A 16,578-nucleotide genomic window follows, 5' to 3' on the forward strand; every position below is an offset into this window, starting at 1 on the left:
CTTAGTCCTTTTTTTCTCGCGGCATGATATCCCCTGTACGCTTGCGCGCCCTTAGCGCCGTCGCTTTCGACCTTATTGCAGTTGTCCTGGCCTGGCTGGGTGCCTACCTGCTGCGCTTCAACTTTGAATGGCCCAGCGACCAGAACACACAAATTCTTGTCGGTTTGGCGGCACTTCTGGTCATTCAGCTCCTCATCTGCCGTTACGCCGGGCTCTACCGCGGCATCTGGATGTTCGCCAGCCTGCCGGATCTGAAGCGGGTCATTAAGGCTGTCCTCGTTCCGGCAGTACTGTTACTGCTGACGACAGCGTTCTCCACGGCCGAACAACATGTCGTGCCGCGTTCTGTCATTTTCCTGTACCCGATTCTGCTCCTGCTGATCATGGGCGGCGGTCGTGTCGCCTGGCGCATGTATCGAGAAGCCAGCATGGAACGCAAAGTAGGTGGATCAGGCAAACCTGTGGTTATCGTAGGAGCTGGCGCAGCTGGCGCGCTGATGGTCAAGGAGCTGCAGCGCAGCAGCGACTGGCATGTGGTTGCATTAGTGGATGACAACCCAGCAATGCACGGCAAAGAGCTGCACGGCTATAAGGTTGAGGGTGCAGCGGAAGATTTGCCAGAAATTCTGGAACACTATGACGCTCGTCATGTGATCATCGCCATTCCAACAGCCAACCGTGAGGCATTCCAACGTATCACGCAGATCGCTACCTCTGCCCATGCAACAGTATTTACTATTCCCAGCTTGTCGGAATTGATGAGCGGACGCGTCGCCATCAACAGCATGCGCCCGGTAAAGGTAGAGGATTTGCTGGGCCGCGAAGCCGTCAAGATCGACGATGAGAATGTCAGCACGCTACTGGCCGGCCGGCGTATTCTGGTTACCGGTGCGGGCGGTTCTATTGGTAGCGAACTGTGCCGCCAACTGGCCCGCTTCCATCCCGCACGGATTCTGCTGGTGGAATCGAGCGAGTTCGCCCTCTATACCATCGAACAATGGTTCCGTACCCACCGCTCCGAAATTGAAGTTGTGCCTCTGGCTGCCGATATCAAGGACGAAATCCGTATCGACCAGATTTTCACCGAGTACAAGCCTGAAGTGGTATTCCACGCCGCGGCCTACAAGCACGTTCCACTGATGGAGCAGCGCAACGCCTGGCAAGCCGTCCGGAACAACGTTTTTGGTACCCTGAATGTCGCACGCATCGCGCAAGCCCATGGGGTGAAGCGTTTTGTATTGATTTCTACCGACAAGGCTGTCAATCCCACCAACGTCATGGGCGCTACCAAGCGCATGGCCGAAATGGCCTGCCTGGGTTTGCAGACTAGTCCGGATAACCAGACCATCTTTCAGATGGTTCGTTTCGGCAACGTGCTGGGCAGCACAGGCAGCGTTATCCCGAAATTCAAACAACAGATCGAGTCCGGCGGCCCCATTACCGTCACCCATCCCGAAATCACGCGCTATTTCATGTCTATCCCGGAAGCGGCACAATTGGTGCTGCAGGCATCGGCCATGGGTAAAGGCGGCGAAGTCTTCGTGCTGGATATGGGCGAACCGGTGAAAATCACCGATATGGCGCGAAACATGATCCGTTTGGCTGGACTGACGGAAGAGCAGATCAGCATCGAGTTCACCGGCCTGCGTCCCGGCGAAAAGCTCTACGAAGAATTGCTGGCAGATACCGAAGAAACCTTAGAGACCACCCATCCCAAGCTCCGGATTGCCCGCGCCCGGCAAACACCGGATGAACTGCATACTTTTCTCATGGAATGGCGCCAGCATCGCACACCCATGAGCGACGAAGAAGTAAGAGCCACATTAAAGCACTGGATCCCAGAATATACGCCTAGTTGTTTGTAAAAATCGAATAAATCAAATGAACATTCTCATTACTTGCGCCGGTCGGCGACATTATCTAGTTGAGTTTTTTAAAGAATTTGTGGGTAGCAAAGGGACAATAATTGGTACGGACATATCTCCATATGCGCCAGCCTTAGCCGCTTGCGATAAACCTATCATTTGCCATGCCGTTAACCACCCAGACTATATTAAGCAATTAATTTCCATTTGCCAAACCGAACAAGTAGACTATATATTCTCTGTAAATGATTTAGAGCTAGCCATTCTGGCAGCCAACAAAAAGAAAATACACCAGGAGTCTGGAGCCATCGCTGTAGTATCTGACAGCAGCGCTATCAAAATTGCGGCAGACAAATATCAAACCTATAAGTTTTTCGAACAATGCGGAATACTCTCCCCGAAAACCTACATTAGCCCAAAAGAAACAAAAGAAGCATTAACGAAAGGCATAATACATTTCCCGCTGATGGTTAAACCTCGCTGGGGAAGCGCATCCATATCATTAATAAAAGTGGATACGGCAGCAGAACTAGATACTGCATACAAAACATGCACTGATGCAATAAGACATAGCATACTCAGCAACTTCAGCAATCACGAGACAGTAATAATTCAAGAATACATCGAAGGTCAAGAATATGGTATTGATATACTTAATAGCCTAGATTCTGAGTATATTGGGTATTGCAGCAAAAGAAAATTAGCGATGCGTTCAGGGGAGACCGACAAATCTACTCCTACCCATGACGCCAGGTTTGATGAGCCCGTAAAAAAAATCGCACAAACCATTAAGCATATAGGCAATCTAGACTGCGATGTCTTAGAGAAAGAAGGAAAACTATATTTTCTTGAGCTCAACCCGAGATTTGGTGGGGGCTATCCATTTACCCACTACGCTGGTGCAAACCATATAAGGCTTTTGCTCACAGCTGGAAGTGCCGCCGACAAGGCGAAAAAATATACTTATTCGACAGATCACACTTACGCAAAATGCGACACCATCGTTAAATTTAAAAGCCAATAGCTTATCACAACACTCAATAACCTCGATTTTCACATTTCACACAACCAATTAGTCATTAGAGCCTACATCGCAATCAATCGGGCAATCCAAGTCATTCACATCACGCTTGAAAATGTAGCCTCATAGCACCCGTCAGGCCGACAAATTCATTAAGACAATCTCTCACTACAAAAAATTTTTAGGTGCGGATGGCATTGCCACGCACATTCAAAACAATGACTCCTATCGAGAAAATAAATTATCACGGCATTCAGCTTTATATAAAGAGAGATGACTTATACCCTATAAGCGGAGGGGGAAATAAAGGAAGAAAAACCAAGAGAATAATGGATAACATTACATCTCAACCTCAGCCGACGATCATAACAAATGGCGGACTGCAGTCCAATCATGCACGAGCATGCGCATTAATGGCAGCACAAAACCAATACGAGTGCCACCTCGTATTACATACAGATAATCAAGAAAAAAATCAAATAGATATAGAAGGCAACCTTCTAATCGCAAAGTTAGCTGGCGCGCATATTCATATAGTTACAGCCGATCAAATAGCACAAAAAATCGAAGAAGTAAAAGCTAGACTTATAGAGTCAAATAAAAATCCGATCATTATCCCTGGAGGGGGGCATTGTCTAGATGGAGCACTTGCATATGCTGACGCTGTTGAAGAAATTCCGGAAGAACCAGATTATATATTTCTAGCCAGTGGAACAGGCACAACACAAGCCGGCTTAATGGCAGGACTAGATCGTCAGCAATGGAACACAAAAGTTATAGGCATTTCTGTAGCTCGCAAAGCAGACCGCGGAAAGAAAATCATTCACGAATCATATATTGAAGCTCGTTCGCATTTAAAAATTCAAAATTCAAATGAACGCGAAGTATTTTTTGATGATTCCTGGACATTCGGCGGATATGAAAAACATTCGCCAGAACTAATTCAACTAATAAAAGACCTTGCACGCCAAACCGGTATCATCCTAGATCCTACATACACTGCCAAAGCTTTTTTTGGAATGATATCCATGATAAAAAGCTCACCAACATTCCAATCAAAAAAAATTCTTTTCTTGCATACTGGCGGCCTGATGAATTTATTAAGTTCCAACGCCATATAAAGAAATATCAATCAACAGGTCTTATATACTAACACTCATCCTATTGAACCTCATCGCCTTCATAAAATCCATTGAAAATTAGTTCTCTACGATTTTGGTGAGCCGTTCCATACCAAGGGCAACCCGATGATAAAACGCATTTTCGATATATTCGCTTCCGCCACAGCCATAATATTATTATCTCCTGTTTTCATAATTATTGGATGGCAAATTAAGCGCCGACTTGGGTCACCTGTCCTGTTTCAGCAAATTCGCCCAGGCTTAAACAACCAGCCATTCAAAATGATAAAGTTCCGTACAATGCGCGATGCGTACGACAGTACAGGAGCCCCCTTACCTGATGCAGAAAGAATAACATCATTCGGCCGTTTCTTACGCTCAACAAGCCTAGATGAATTACCAGAACTTTGGAATGTACTCAAAGGAGACATGAGCATTGTTGGTCCTAGGCCCTTATTATTAGAATATTTGGAATATTACACTCCCGAAGAAAGCCTTAGACATCAAGTTCGTCCGGGCATAACAGGTTTAGCACAAACAAATGGTCGCAATGCGACAACCTGGAACGATAGACTGGCCTATGACATAGAATATGTTAATACCCATACACTATGGTTAGACATGAAAATAATTTTCAAGACCATATATCAAGTATACAAACGTGAAGGTGTTGTTGTTGTACCTTCTTCAGCATATAAAAAACTTAGTGAAGAAAGACGAGCTTTGGCAAAACGCGGTAGTTCAGATATATCAGACAAAGAAAAATTTCTCAAATAACCCCATTAGAAATTAGAAACACCACCCTCTACAAACAAGGATTAGACACATGTCCTACACTCAACGGCAAATCCTCCAAGGTTCCCGTATCCAACTCATCCCATTAGAAAAAAGACATTTAATAAAAAGGGTTGAGTATATTAACGACCCTGCAGTTCAAGAAACCCTTAATTTTGACTATCCAACATCACTAGCTAAAACAGAAGCATGGTTTTCTAAAAATGTATTAGCACCAAATCGAGTAGATTTTGCAATTGAGGATACTGACGGCAACATTATTGGCTTTGCTGGCTACATAAATTTAGACCGAGTAACAAGAAAGGCTGAGTTATATATATTCATTGGAAGAGACTTCTGGTCCGGAGGTTATGGTCGAGAAGCTTATAAGTTACTTACAAATTACGGTTTTATCGAACTAGGTCTGAACAGAGTATATGGCTATCAACTTGATCACAATATTAAAGCAAACAATTCAGTCAAAAAAATAGGTTGGTCTATAGAAGGCTTCCTCAAGGAGGATATCTATTCACATGGGAAAATAAAAGGCCGATCTGTCGTTGCAATACTTCGGTCCGAATGGGAAACAAACTCTACTTACGATGAAGTTTAGCTTTCCACATTTCTCTATTTGTGCCAATCGTTAGCATCAACGCTGCGTCACCTTCAATACCAAATCCAGCTGGCCAAATAGACCTTAATTTCATACAACCAAAATCCAATGTTTTCGTTCTCAAAAAATAGAATTTATATTAACTTGAGTCACATAGAGTGATAATTTCACTATCGCTACTCTACCCTGATAGAAAAAAGGCTCACCACTAGGATGAGCCTTCTCAGAAGGACAGAATCAATCTACTTGATCTGCCCGCTGCCGGACGCTACTTGGATCAGTGTTCCGTCACTTTCTCCGCAGCCGGATAAGACCGCTGATAGCGCACCGTGAACGCCTGAAAAGCCTTCAGCGCCAGTTGCGGGTCATGGCCAGCCTTGACCAGAAAGCTATCAAAGCCGCAGCGTGCCTGGTAGTGGATGGTGTCTATCATGACATCCCCTACCGCACGCAATTCCCCTTGCCATCCGTATTGCGTCCGCAAAATTTGCGCAAACGAGTAGCCGCGGCCGTCGGTGTATTGGGGGAAGTCTATCGCCAGCAGCCGGATGCCCTGCGGTTCTATCCGGCCTTGGCCCGCACCGGGCAGGCTGGCGATGTCATCATCAGGCGAAATCCAGATTCCCAGGGGGTGCTGGCGTGACTGCACCGCTGCCTGTGCGCTTAGCCAGACGGGCAGGCGTACCAGCCAGCCAGGTTCATCGGCCGGAAGTGCCGGCCCGCCTTCTTCTGCTTCGTGCAGTCTGGCGTCGTTGGCTACCAATTGGCCATGGCGGATCAGGTGCGGCTGTGGTGCCTCGCTTTGCTCCGCGGCAGCGGACTGCGCTTGCTCTGCCGCGGCCGGATTTACTGTCAGGGTATCAGGCATGTGCAGCTCCTGCGGCTTTCTTGGGGTTCAGGACGGGGTCGTCGTAGACGTGGTCTTTGAAGGGCGCGATGCCCAGGCGCTCGACCACGTCAATGAAGCGCTCGGCGTCACTGTCTCGGGTGGAGAGATAGGTTTCCACCAGTCGCTCCACGACGATGGGCACATGTTCGCGCGCAAATGACGGGCCTATGATTTTCCCTATGGCAGCACCGCCTTCGGGCGTGCCGCCGGCGCCACTCTGGCGGCCGCCCAGCGTGACTTGATACCACTCTTCCCCGGCCTTATCTACGCCCAGGATGCCGATATGCCCCACGTGATGGTGACCGCAGGAGTTGATGCAGCCGGAGATGTTCAAGTCCAGTTCCCCGATGTCGTATAGGTAATCGAGATTCTCGAAACGTTGTTGTATGGCCTCGGCGACGGGGATGGATACCGCATTGGCCAATGCGCAGAAATCCCCCCCCGGACAGGCGATGATGTTGGTCAGCATGCCGATATTCGGTGTTGCCAGGTTCTGTGCCCGCAATTGCTGCCAGAGCTCGAACAGGCGATCGTGCCGCACGTCGGCCAGGATCAGGTTCTGCTCATGGGATACGCGCAACTCACCAAAGCCATACTCATCCGCCAGGTCGGCCACGTAATCCATCTGGTCAGCGGTGATGTCACCTGGCGGGATGCCTGTCGCCTTGAGAGAGACTGTCACCGCAACGTAACCCGGCACCTTGTGCGGATGCACGTTGGTGCGCAGCCAGCGCGCGAATAGCGGGTGCGCCGCCGCATGCGCATCGTGCACCTCGGGCCGGGTCGTCAGGGTTTCGTAGTCCGGCCAGGTAAAGCGGGTGGCAATGCGGTCGAGTTCAGCCTGGGTGATGGTGTCTGGGCCGCCACGGATATGCCGCCATTGTTCTTCAACCTGTTCCGCGTAGGCCTCGACGCCCAGGTCCTTGACCAGGATTTTGATGCGCGCCTTGTATTTGTTGTCACGCCGGCCATGCAGGTTATAGACGCGCAGCGCAGCCTGCAAGTAGGTGAGCAGGTCGTACCAGGCAACAAATGGCTTGACCAGCTTGCCGACGATGGGCGTGCGGCCCATGCCACCGCCTATCCAGACGCGAAAACCGATTTCGCCATCCTGCTCGACCGCTTGCAAGCCGATGTCATGCACGCCGACGGCAGCCCGATCCACCACGGCGCCACTGACGGCGATCTTGAATTTGCGCGGCAGGAAAGCGAATTCGGGGTGCAGCGTGGACCATTGGCGGATAATTTCGCACCATACCAGCGGGTTAACCAGTTCGTCCGGCGCAATACCGGCAAAGTGATCTGTGGTGGTGTTGCGTATGCAGTTGCCGCTGGTCTGGATGGCGTGCATCTGCACCGTCGCCAGTTCGCCCAGTATTTCCGGCACGGTTTCCAGCCTGGGCCAGTTGAACTGCATGTTCTGGCGTGTGCTGAAGTGCCCATAGCCGCGGTCATATTTGCGGGCGATGAAGGCCAATTTTCGCAGTTGCCGTGACGCCAGCATGCCGTAGGGAATGGCCACGCGCAGCATGGGCGCATGGCGCTGCACGTACAGGCCGTTTTGCAGGCGCAGCACGCGGAACTCGTCTTCCGTCAGCTCGTTGGCGAGAAAGCGGCGGGTCTGGTCCGCAAACTGAGCAACGCGCTGCTCGACCAGTTGTTGATCTATTTCATCGTAAATATACATACAGGAATCCAGATGCGCCGGCACGCCACACTTGTCGGCAGGCAGCATCGGGAGCAGCAGCCTGCGGACCCCAGGCGACCGTTTTCCCCGCATGAAGGCGGGAATGGGGAGTGACAAGGATATAAGAACCCCCCATTCATTCTTAGACAGTTTTTCTATAAGCTGATGCTTGAAGCATAAAAAATAATAGGTGGCTGCGCCCGTTTGGTACCCCAAGCAGCCTAAGGCAGCCTCCAGACCACCTTCTGACCGTAGCCAAGCCGCCTCAAGCCCGCCTCATCAGGCTGCCTGCCGCGGCGCCGGTGCCTTCAGATTCCGCCCCAGCCATTGCACCGCGCGTGCCACGGAATCATTCCACTCCAGCCCATAGTTCAGCCGGACGCAGTTGCCATAGGCTCCGTCCCTGGCAGTGAACATCGGCCCTGGCGCCAACGAAACGCCCTGCTCCAGCGCCAGCCGGAACAGGGTCATGGCATCGACGTCCTGCGGCAATTCCAGCCACAGGAAATAGCCGCCTTCAGGCCGGGTGCAGCGCGTTTCGGCCGGAAAACTGCCGGCAATCGCGTGCAGCATTTCTCCCTGGGTCGATTGCAAGGTGCGCCGCAACAGGCGCAATTGCTTGTCGTAGCTGCCCTGCTCCAGATAGGCCGCCAGCGCAACCTGGGCCGGCATGGAGGCTGCCAGGCTGAAGGTCAGTTTCTGGCGCGCCATGCGGTCAATGAAGCGCCCTGGAATCGCCCAACCCACGCGATAATGCGGCGCGAGGGTTTTTGAGAACGATGAGCAATGCAACACCCAGCCATCGCGGTCATAGGATTTGATGGGTCGCAAGGCTTCATTGCTGAAATGCAGCTCGCCATAAACATCATCCTCTATGACAGGGATGCGGTGCCGCGCCGCCATTTCCGCCAGCGCCTGCTTTTTTTCCTCGGGCATGAGGCTGCCCAGCGGGTTCTGGAAATGGCTCATCACCCAGCAGGCTGCCGGGCGTTGCTCGGCCAGCACCTGTTCCAGCACCTGCAGGTCCATGCCCTGCTCCGGGTGCGTCGGGATTTCTATGGCACGCAGGCCCAGGCGTTCCAGGGCCTGGAACACGCCGTAAAATGCTGGCGACTCCACCGCCACGGCATCCCCCGGTCTTGCCACGGACATCAGGCACAGGTTGAGCGCTTCCATGGCGCCATTGGTGATGATGACTTCGTCCGCATGCACTGCTTTGCCCGTCGCCGCATAACGGCGCGCAATATTGCGCCGCAAGCGCAAATCACCCATGCTGAGATTATCCACGGTGCTCCAGGGATCGACATTGCGGGCGGCCTTGCCCACCAGTTGCCCCAGGCGCTCCAACGGAAACAGGTGAGCGCTGGGAAAAGCCGTGCCCAGCGGCACGACATCCCGGCGCAGCATCGCGCTCAGGACGTCGAACACCCGGTCTATGACTTTAGGCTGCACCACATGGCCGGCTACATCGGCCTTTGCACCATCGAACTCGGGCGGGCGCACGACGGGATGGCCAACAACGTAATAGCCCGAACGGTCCTGCGCCCGTACCAGGCCCCAGGATTCCAGCAGGTAATAGGTACTGAACACCGTCGTCGGGCTGACGCCGCGTTCCCTGGCCAGGCTGCGTACTGACGGCAGGCGGTCGCCAGCGCGCCAGATGCCGGTGCGAATGGCGTCGGAAAACTCATAGGCCAATGATTCGTAACGCTTCATACTTGCGCCATTCCCCTACCCGGCCGTTCCAGCGGCACCATGGGCCGGCCGGCCCCAGGCGTCGCTTGCGCGGTAACGGCTGCAATTGCCCCATGCGGCTGCATCAAGAGCCCTGCAACTTGCCTTCCGGCACTGCCATGCGTGGCCGAATATGCGCTCTGGCCGGTTGCCGTCATGCCGGCCGCCGACATCAATAGGCGCATGCCATAGGCCATGCCCGCCAGCACCAGGACACTGACCAGCCAGATGCCCAGCAGCCAAGCCAGGCGCTGCTGCCATGAACTGGCGGCAGGCTTGCCCATCATCGGTTTCTGGATTTCCATTTTCATCAATGATACCCCTCGCCGCGCTTGACCTTGCCGCGGAACACAAAATAGGACCATGCCGTATACATCAGGATGACCGGAACGATCAGCAAGGCGCCCACAAGGGCAAAACCCTGGCTTTGCAGGGGAGCAGCCGCGTCCCAAATAGTGATGCCCGGCAGAATGATGTACGGCCAGATCGCCGCCCCCAGGCCGCCGTAGCCCAGCAATATCAGGCAAAGCGCCAGCGTGAACGGTGCGGCTTCAGCCTGCCGGCCCAGTGCGCGCAGCAAGCCCGCGGCCAGCAGCAGGACCAGTATCGGCACCGGCGCCAGCCACAACATGCCTGGCCAGCTGAACCAATGCTGTGCAATGTGACCCTGCACCAGCGGCGTGAACACACTGACCAGCGCAATGCACGCCAGCATGAGCCAGGTCAGCGGCCGGGCCAGGCGCATCATCCGGCGCTGCAAGGCACCTTCCGTTTTCAGTACCAGCCAGGTACTGCCCAGCAAGGCATAGGCCACCACCACGCCCACGCCAGACAACAGCGAGAACGGCGTGGCCCAATCGAAAATGCCACCGATGTAGCGATGCCCATCCATGGCAATGCCTTCGACGAAAGCCCCCAGCACGATGCCCTGGCATAAGGCAGCAACCAATGATCCGCCCGTGAAGGCAATATCCCAATAGCGCCGGTGCCCCGGTGTCGCCTTGAACCGGAATTCAAATGCCACGCCGCGGAAAATCAGCCCAAGTAGCATGGCCAGCAGCGGGATGTAGAACGCGTGCAGCAGCACGGCGTATGCCAAGGGAAACGCCGCCATCAGGCCCGCCCCACCCAGCACCAGCCAGGTTTCGTTGCCGTCCCACACCGGCGCCACGGTATTGACCATGACATCCCTGTCTTCGCGGTTGCCGACGAATGGAAACAGGATGCCTACCCCCAGGTCGAATCCATCCAGGATCACGTACATCAGCACGCCAAAAAGGATGATGATCGCCCACAGAACTGCCAGATCTATACCCATTCAGGCCTCCGTGCGTTGGGTCTTGGCATTTGCTGCCGGGAAGTTCGCGGGGACGGCCCGGCCATGCGCATGCAACATTCCAGGCGCTTGCTCATCCGGTTCATGGCCGTCAGGGCCGCTGATTTCCGGCGGCCTGGCCAACAGCCGCAACAGGTACCAGATGCCCACACCAAACACCAGCAGATAGACGACGAGAAAGACCGCCAGTGTGACCCCCAGCGTCAAGGTGCTATGCGGCGTGGCCGCATCGCTGGTACGCATGAGGCCGTACACTACCCAGGGCTGACGCCCGATTTCCGTGGTGTACCAGCCGGCCAATATCGCGATCAGCCCGGTTGGCCCCATCCAGATGGCGAAGCCCTGCAGGCGCCGCGCATCGTACAAACGGCCGCGCCAGCGCGCCCAGGCCGCCCATAGCGCCAGCAGAATCATCAGCAGGCCCAGGCCGACCATGACACGGAACGACCAGAACACCACGGTTGCGTTCGGTCTGTCTTCCGGCGGGAATGCCTTCAAGCCGGGAATTTCGCCATCCAGGCTGTGCGTGAGGATCAGGCTACCCAATCGCGGAATACCGATTTCGTAGCGGTTCGACTCGGTTTTCATGTCCGGCACGGCAAACAGCAGCAATGGGAAGCCCTCGCCCGGATGGTTTTCCCAATGCCCTTCCATCGCGGCTATCTTGGCCGGCTGGTGCTTGAGTGTATTCAAGCCGTGCATATCGCCCACGAAAGCCTGTAGCGGCGCCGCGAGCAACAGCATGCCCAGCGCCATGGCGAACATACGGCGGACGCGCTTATCCTGGTTGCCCTGGCGCAAGTGCCACGCCCCAGTCGCCGCGACCAGCAAGGCCGTGGCCACAAATGCAGCCAGGCCCATGTGTGCCAGCCGGTACGGAAAAGACGGGTTGAAAATCACCGCCCACCAGTCGGTAGGAATAATTCGCCCATCAGCAATGGCATAGCCTGCCGGGGTCTGCATCCAACTATTGGAAGCGAGGATCCAGGTGGCCGATATCAGCGTTCCTATCGCCACCATGACGGTCGAAAAGAAGTGCAGGCCCGGCCCGACGCGCTGCCAGCCAAACAGCATCACACCCAGGAAGCCTGCTTCCAGGAAGAAGGCTGTCAATACTTCATAAGCCAGCAGGGGCCCGGTGATGCTGCCTGCGTATTCCGAAAAATAGCTCCAGTTGGTGCCGAACTGATAGGCCATGACCAGGCCTGAAACTACACCCATGCCAAAGTTGACGGCAAAGATGCGGCTCCAGTAGTGGTACAGGTCACGATATTCCGGCCGGCGTGTTTTCAGCCAACAGGCCTCAAGCACCGCCAGATAGCTGGCAAGGCCGATGGTAATGGCCGGAAAAATGATGTGGAACGACACGGTAAAACCGAACTGGATGCGCGCCAGCAATAATGCGCTTGCTTCCATGATGAAGACTCCCGATAGCGCGGGCCCCCCCGGTTTCCAGGCATGGCGCCGCTACGTGGCACAGGTAGCCAAGCCCGCCCTTATGGGGCACGCAAGGCCACAACTGAACCTTAAGCGCCAGCACTATTTCAGTACAGAATCAGAAATCAGGAAAAAAACCATATCAGATTGACGGAAAGCTGCCGAAGATGAGCCGGCTTGCTGTCGGTGCGTGCAAGCCGGCATCTTCCTGCCGTGCCAAATGCCGCGCCCAACGCAACTAGCCCCTGCCGTTACCGTGCAGGGGCTAGTCGTGAACGCGATATCGTACTTCCCGCGGGCCGAGGCCCTGCATCAGTCAGAACACTGCCTTGTCCAGCTATACTGAGAGCCGAACCACCGGCAGTCAATGCATCCGGCAGATACTTACTGCTGCGCAGGCAGCCTGCGCAGCAGCATGGGCTCAACCCGGGTGCTCGGAGATTGCCAGTTCTTGTTGCCAGCCTCAATGGCCCAGGCCAGCACGTCCGCTGCCAGCGCATCAGTGGCGCGGCCATAGGCCTGCACCACGGTTTCCGTGCCCAGGTCAGGCACGTCCACGCGCTCTTCGAAAACCTGATCCGCGACGACGCGACGCGAATCCAGGTGCAGCAAGTCGGCATCCAGACGCAGGTAGACCGTACCGCCGCCATCGGCTTTACGAAGCACCTGGAAAGCCCTCAAGCTGGATTCCAGTTCGAAATCTGCAGGCAGCCCGGACAGTTCATTGCTGACACCGCTGAAACGGCGGGCATCAATGAAGGCGGTGATCAGGCGTTCACGTACCATGACCGGCGCAGCTTCGGCCCAGAGTACGTCCTTGTAGGCACTGACGCTCGCGTCCGGCGCGACGATCCACCATTGCCGGCTATCCAGTGAACGTACGGCATGCGGTGTAACCACCCGAACATTCCAGCCGGCCTGCGGCAGGCTGGCATTGGACGGCACGGCGGCCATCGGCAGCACATAAGGGGTACGGACGACCGGCTCCGGCAGGATGGAGCAGGCGCCCAGGCTGGCCAGGACGGCAGCAGCAGCCAGCACACGGCCACGAAGAATGACGCTCATGGTTTGAACTCCCGTATGGTATCGCGGCCCAGCAGGTAACCTGCCGGATCTTCATTCAGACGCTGGATCAGCGTACGCAAGGTCACCAGCGTGCTACGCAGCTCACGTATCGCCGGGCCAATGTCGCTCAGCCCTTGCATGCCACTGGCCAGAGCGCCGTAGTGGTTGGCCAGCAGGTTCTCGGTTTCGGCGGAAATGCGCGACAGGGACTCCGTGGTATTGCGCACGTTATCCATGATGGCAGCACCACGCTCGCCCACCGCCTTTTCTGCGGTACGGGCCAGCTGCGAAATCTGCGCCAGTGCTTGATCAGCCCCCTTACCGGCTTCGGCCAGGGCATCCAGCATGCTGGAAACATGGCCACTTTGCTGTGCCATCGTATTGCTGACTTCCTCGACATTGGCCAGGATCTTACTGACGTTGTTCACGTTCTCTTCGGAGAACACTCGATTGGCGTTGCGCAGCAGATCGTTGATATTGGCGACGGTATTCTCACCGCTGTTGAGGATGCGGGCGAACGGCGACGGGCTGGCGACTATGACGGGGTCCTGCCCGTTGCTGCCTTCAAGCAGCGGGCTGCCGGGCGAACCGCCGCCCAGTTGAATCACCGAAGTGCCGGTCAGGCCGGTCAGGGCCAGGACGGCAGTCGTATCCTTGCGAACGGGAATACTGCTCTTGATTGCAATACGCGCCAACACCCGGCGCGGGTCATTGGGATCGAGGCGCAGCGACGCCACGTCGCCCACCACGATACCGCTGTATTCCACCGCGCTGCCTTGCGACAGGCCACGCACGGTTTCATTGAAGACGACCTCGTAATGCTTGACCGCGCCATCCCCGTAGGATTTGTGCAGCCATAGCGCAAACAGCATGATGGCTGCCACGGCCAGCGTGACAAAGGTGCCAATCAGAATATGATGGGCGCGGGTTTCCATATCAGTTGCTCTCCTTCACTTGCCGCGCCGCACGCTCGGCCGAGCGCCCGCGCGGGCCATGGAAATAGGCGCGAATCCAGTCGTTGTCGACCTCTTCCACGACATCCAGACTGTCTGCAACCAGCACCCGCTTGTCGGAAAGCACGGCGACACGGTCGCAAATCGTATAAAGCGTGTCCAGATCGTGAGTCACGAGGAACACGGTAAAACCCAGCGCACCGCGCAGGGTAAGGATCAATTGGTCGAATGCCGCCGCACCGATCGGGTCCAGCCCCGCAGTGGGTTCATCCAGAAACAGAATATCGGGATCAAGCGCCAATGCGCGCGCCAGTGCGGCGCGCTTGACCATGCCGCCCGACAGCGAAGATGGCGACTTGGGGCCAGCATCGGGCGGCAGGCCTGCCAGCGCCAGCTTCAGGCCTGCCAGGCGCTCGGCTTCCGGCCGCGAAAGCCCCGCATGTTCTATCAGCGGCAAAGCGACGTTTTCAGTAACCGTCAGCGAGGAAAACAGGGCGCCGCTCTGGAACAATACGCCGAAACGGCGTTCCAGCTTGGAACGCTGCGCTTCGGGCAACGCCAGCAGGTTCTGGCCGAACACCTTGACCTCGCCAGCGGCTGGCCGCTGCAATCCGACGATAGTGCGCAACAACACCGATTTGCCGGTCCCCGAGCCGCCGACCACGCCCATGATTTCCCCACGGCGCACATCGAGATCGAGATTATTGTGCACAACCTGCTTGCCGAATTGATTACGCACGCCGCGCACCTGGATAATGGGTTCGGCGTCTGCCGCGCCCGCGGCAGGCTGTGCAGCTGCTGCCGCGCTGGCGGCAGCAACATCCTGTTCCGTCACCATCCCATCTCCATATAGAACAATGCAGCCACCGCATCCAGCAGGATGACGAGGAAGATGGACTGCACCACGCTGGAAGTCGTGTGTTCACCCACCGACTGGGCGCTGCCGCGCACACTGAAACCTTCGCGGCAACCGATCGCGGCAATCATGAACGCGAATACCGGCGCCTTGACCATCCCCAGCACGAAATGCCGCACCGGAATGTTTTCCTGCATGATGGACAGGAACATGGTCGGGGAAATATCCAGGCTCACGGCACACACCAGCATGCCGCCCAGAATCCCGGCCATCATGGCAATGAACGTCAGGAGCGGCAAGGCGATCAGCATCGCCAGCACCCTGGGCACCACCAGCATTTCCATGGGGTCCAGGCCCTGGGCCCGGATGGCGTCGATTTCCTCATTGGATTTCATCGCACCGATCTGCGCGGTGAATGAACTGGCAGTACGGCCGGCCATGAGAATGGCGGTCAGCAACACGCCGAATTCTCGCAGGAAGGAAAAGCCGACCAAGCTCACGGTGTAAATGCTGGCGCCGAAATCCGCCAGAATGGTCGCCCCCAGAAAGGCCACCACTGCCCCCACCATGAACGACAGCATGATGACGATGGGAATGGCGTTGAAACCCGCCTGTTCGATCTGCGCCACCATGGCCGTCATGCGCCAGCGCCTGGGACGCAGCAGCACACCCAGCGAGCACTGGATGATCAGGCCGATGAAACCCATCAGGCCAACCAGGTTGTGCCAGATGTTTTCCGTGGCCGTGCCGACGTTTTCGAGGAACTGCGTGAAGGCATTGGCCTTTTTGGCAGCCGGGGCATCCAACGGAGGATCCGCCAGGATGACGGCGCGCAACAAGGCTAGCCGGCCAGGTTCCAGGCCATCGCCCTGCCCCAGCAAACGCGCCAGTTCGTCCTTGCCCAGCCATTCCAGCAGCATGGCTGCGCCGGCCGTATCCAGGGCCTTGATATCCCCAAGATCCAGCGCCTTGACCTTGGCCGACGGGTAATTGCCGGTGATCGCCTGCAGCTGAGAGTAATGGGCGAGCGTCCACTCGCCGCTCAATCGCGCCGTGCCGTTCGCTTCATCCCAAGAGAGAAAAGCTGATTCCACCACCGTCAGTTCCGTCTGTATCCTAAACTTGGGCCAAGGCCAGCGTGCATGCGCATTGTTGCAACGCCGGCCGAGCAAGGGACAGGCATAAGACTGCCTATGCCACCTACGATGCGGCCCCACCCAAAACCAG

General features: G+C 55.7%; 15 protein-coding genes. 5 read left to right on the forward strand and 10 right to left on the reverse strand.

What is annotated here, in order from left to right:
• The first annotated feature begins 23 nt into the window (after positions 1–23).
• The 5 genes from ACEW7X_RS09510 to ACEW7X_RS09530 all read left to right on the forward strand — a co-directional run bounded on the left by ACEW7X_RS09510 (position 24) and on the right by ACEW7X_RS09530 (position 5,394).
• Complete coding sequence (locus ACEW7X_RS09510) at positions 24–1,865, forward strand: polysaccharide biosynthesis protein (protein WP_420177128.1); 1,842 nt, start codon at positions 24–26, stop codon at positions 1,863–1,865.
• Between the two features lie 16 nt (positions 1,866–1,881).
• Positions 1,882–2,889, forward strand: coding sequence for an ATP-grasp domain-containing protein (locus ACEW7X_RS09515; RefSeq protein ID WP_420177129.1), 1,008 nt, complete (start codon positions 1,882–1,884; stop codon positions 2,887–2,889).
• Between the two features lie 215 nt (positions 2,890–3,104).
• On the forward strand, positions 3,105–4,007 hold the full coding sequence (locus ACEW7X_RS09520; RefSeq protein WP_420177130.1) for a 1-aminocyclopropane-1-carboxylate deaminase/D-cysteine desulfhydrase: 903 nt from the start codon (positions 3,105–3,107) through the stop codon (positions 4,005–4,007).
• A 126-nt stretch (positions 4,008–4,133) separates the two neighbouring features.
• On the forward strand, positions 4,134–4,784 hold the full coding sequence (locus ACEW7X_RS09525; RefSeq protein WP_420177131.1) for a sugar transferase: 651 nt from the start codon (positions 4,134–4,136) through the stop codon (positions 4,782–4,784).
• Positions 4,785–4,833: 49 nt separating this feature from the next.
• Positions 4,834–5,394, forward strand: a complete 561-nt coding sequence (locus tag ACEW7X_RS09530) for a GNAT family N-acetyltransferase (RefSeq protein ID WP_420177132.1) — start codon at positions 4,834–4,836, stop codon at positions 5,392–5,394.
• Positions 5,395–5,671: 277 nt separating this feature from the next.
• On the opposite strand, the gene ACEW7X_RS09535 is transcribed toward ACEW7X_RS09530, so the two are convergent.
• The 10 genes from ACEW7X_RS09535 to ACEW7X_RS09580 all read right to left on the reverse strand — a co-directional run bounded on the left by ACEW7X_RS09535 (position 5,672) and on the right by ACEW7X_RS09580 (position 16,445).
• Positions 5,672–6,262 (reverse strand): DUF934 domain-containing protein, encoded by a 591-nt coding sequence (locus tag ACEW7X_RS09535; protein ID WP_420177133.1) that lies wholly within the window; start codon positions 6,260–6,262, stop codon positions 5,672–5,674.
• Positions 6,255–7,970, reverse strand: a complete 1,716-nt coding sequence (locus ACEW7X_RS09540) for a nitrite/sulfite reductase (RefSeq protein WP_130487475.1) — start codon at positions 7,968–7,970, stop codon at positions 6,255–6,257. Before ACEW7X_RS09540 ends, ACEW7X_RS09535 begins: the two co-directional genes overlap by 8 nt.
• A gap of 279 nt (positions 7,971–8,249) precedes the next feature.
• Positions 8,250–9,686 carry a PLP-dependent aminotransferase family protein gene (locus tag ACEW7X_RS09545; protein ID WP_420177134.1) on the reverse strand — a complete coding sequence of 479 codons (1,437 nt, stop codon included), beginning with the start codon at positions 9,684–9,686 and terminating at the stop codon, positions 8,250–8,252.
• Positions 9,683–10,015 carry a DUF2474 domain-containing protein gene (locus ACEW7X_RS09550; RefSeq protein WP_242611493.1) on the reverse strand — a complete coding sequence of 111 codons (333 nt, stop codon included), beginning with the start codon at positions 10,013–10,015 and terminating at the stop codon, positions 9,683–9,685. The genes ACEW7X_RS09545 and ACEW7X_RS09550 overlap by 4 nt, the downstream gene beginning before the upstream one ends.
• Positions 10,015–11,022: a cytochrome d ubiquinol oxidase subunit II gene (gene cydB, locus ACEW7X_RS09555; RefSeq protein ID WP_253105466.1), complete on the reverse strand. Its 1,008-nt coding sequence runs from the start codon at positions 11,020–11,022 to the stop codon at positions 10,015–10,017. Before cydB ends, ACEW7X_RS09550 begins: the two co-directional genes overlap by 1 nt.
• Positions 11,023–12,456, reverse strand: coding sequence for a cytochrome ubiquinol oxidase subunit I (locus ACEW7X_RS09560; protein ID WP_420177135.1), 1,434 nt, complete (start codon positions 12,454–12,456; stop codon positions 11,023–11,025).
• 405 nt (positions 12,457–12,861) lie between these two features.
• Positions 12,862–13,542: an ABC-type transport auxiliary lipoprotein family protein gene (locus ACEW7X_RS09565; RefSeq protein WP_420177136.1), complete on the reverse strand. Its 681-nt coding sequence runs from the start codon at positions 13,540–13,542 to the stop codon at positions 12,862–12,864.
• Positions 13,539–14,477, reverse strand: a complete 939-nt coding sequence (locus ACEW7X_RS09570; RefSeq protein ID WP_130487472.1) for an MlaD family protein — start codon at positions 14,475–14,477, stop codon at positions 13,539–13,541. The genes ACEW7X_RS09565 and ACEW7X_RS09570 overlap by 4 nt, the downstream gene beginning before the upstream one ends.
• A gap of 1 nt (position 14,478) precedes the next feature.
• Positions 14,479–15,333: an ABC transporter ATP-binding protein gene (locus ACEW7X_RS09575; RefSeq protein WP_083969536.1), complete on the reverse strand. Its 855-nt coding sequence runs from the start codon at positions 15,331–15,333 to the stop codon at positions 14,479–14,481.
• Positions 15,327–16,445: an ABC transporter permease gene (locus ACEW7X_RS09580; RefSeq protein ID WP_420177137.1), complete on the reverse strand. Its 1,119-nt coding sequence runs from the start codon at positions 16,443–16,445 to the stop codon at positions 15,327–15,329. Before ACEW7X_RS09580 ends, ACEW7X_RS09575 begins: the two co-directional genes overlap by 7 nt.
• Positions 16,446–16,578: the final 133 nt, after the last annotated feature.

This window comes from Kerstersia gyiorum, from assembly GCF_048595715.1.
Taxonomy (GTDB): Bacteria; Pseudomonadota; Gammaproteobacteria; order Burkholderiales; family Burkholderiaceae_B; genus Kerstersia; species Kerstersia gyiorum.

Bases quoted from the DNA above. Each gene is read 5' to 3' on its own strand.
- ACEW7X_RS09510 (WP_420177128.1), top strand. From the start codon at position 24: ATGATATCCCCTGTACGCTTGCGCGCCCTTAGCGCCGTCGCTTTCGAC.
- ACEW7X_RS09515 (WP_420177129.1), top strand. From the start codon at position 1,882: ATGAACATTCTCATTACTTGCGCCGGTCGGCGACATTATCTAGTTGAG.
- ACEW7X_RS09520 (WP_420177130.1), top strand. From the start codon at position 3,105: ATGACTCCTATCGAGAAAATAAATTATCACGGCATTCAGCTTTATATA.
- ACEW7X_RS09525 (WP_420177131.1), top strand. From the start codon at position 4,134: ATGATAAAACGCATTTTCGATATATTCGCTTCCGCCACAGCCATAATA.
- ACEW7X_RS09530 (WP_420177132.1), top strand. From the start codon at position 4,834: ATGTCCTACACTCAACGGCAAATCCTCCAAGGTTCCCGTATCCAACTC.
- ACEW7X_RS09535 (WP_420177133.1), bottom strand. From the start codon at position 6,262: ATGCCTGATACCCTGACAGTAAATCCGGCCGCGGCAGAGCAAGCGCAG.
- ACEW7X_RS09540 (WP_130487475.1), bottom strand. From the start codon at position 7,970: ATGTATATTTACGATGAAATAGATCAACAACTGGTCGAGCAGCGCGTT.
- ACEW7X_RS09545 (WP_420177134.1), bottom strand. From the start codon at position 9,686: ATGAAGCGTTACGAATCATTGGCCTATGAGTTTTCCGACGCCATTCGC.
- ACEW7X_RS09550 (WP_242611493.1), bottom strand. From the start codon at position 10,015: ATGAAAATGGAAATCCAGAAACCGATGATGGGCAAGCCTGCCGCCAGT.
- cydB (WP_253105466.1), bottom strand. From the start codon at position 11,022: ATGGGTATAGATCTGGCAGTTCTGTGGGCGATCATCATCCTTTTTGGC.
- ACEW7X_RS09560 (WP_420177135.1), bottom strand. From the start codon at position 12,456: ATGGAAGCAAGCGCATTATTGCTGGCGCGCATCCAGTTCGGTTTTACC.
- ACEW7X_RS09565 (WP_420177136.1), bottom strand. From the start codon at position 13,542: ATGAGCGTCATTCTTCGTGGCCGTGTGCTGGCTGCTGCTGCCGTCCTG.
- ACEW7X_RS09570 (WP_130487472.1), bottom strand. From the start codon at position 14,477: ATGGAAACCCGCGCCCATCATATTCTGATTGGCACCTTTGTCACGCTG.
- ACEW7X_RS09575 (WP_083969536.1), bottom strand. From the start codon at position 15,333: ATGGTGACGGAACAGGATGTTGCTGCCGCCAGCGCGGCAGCAGCTGCA.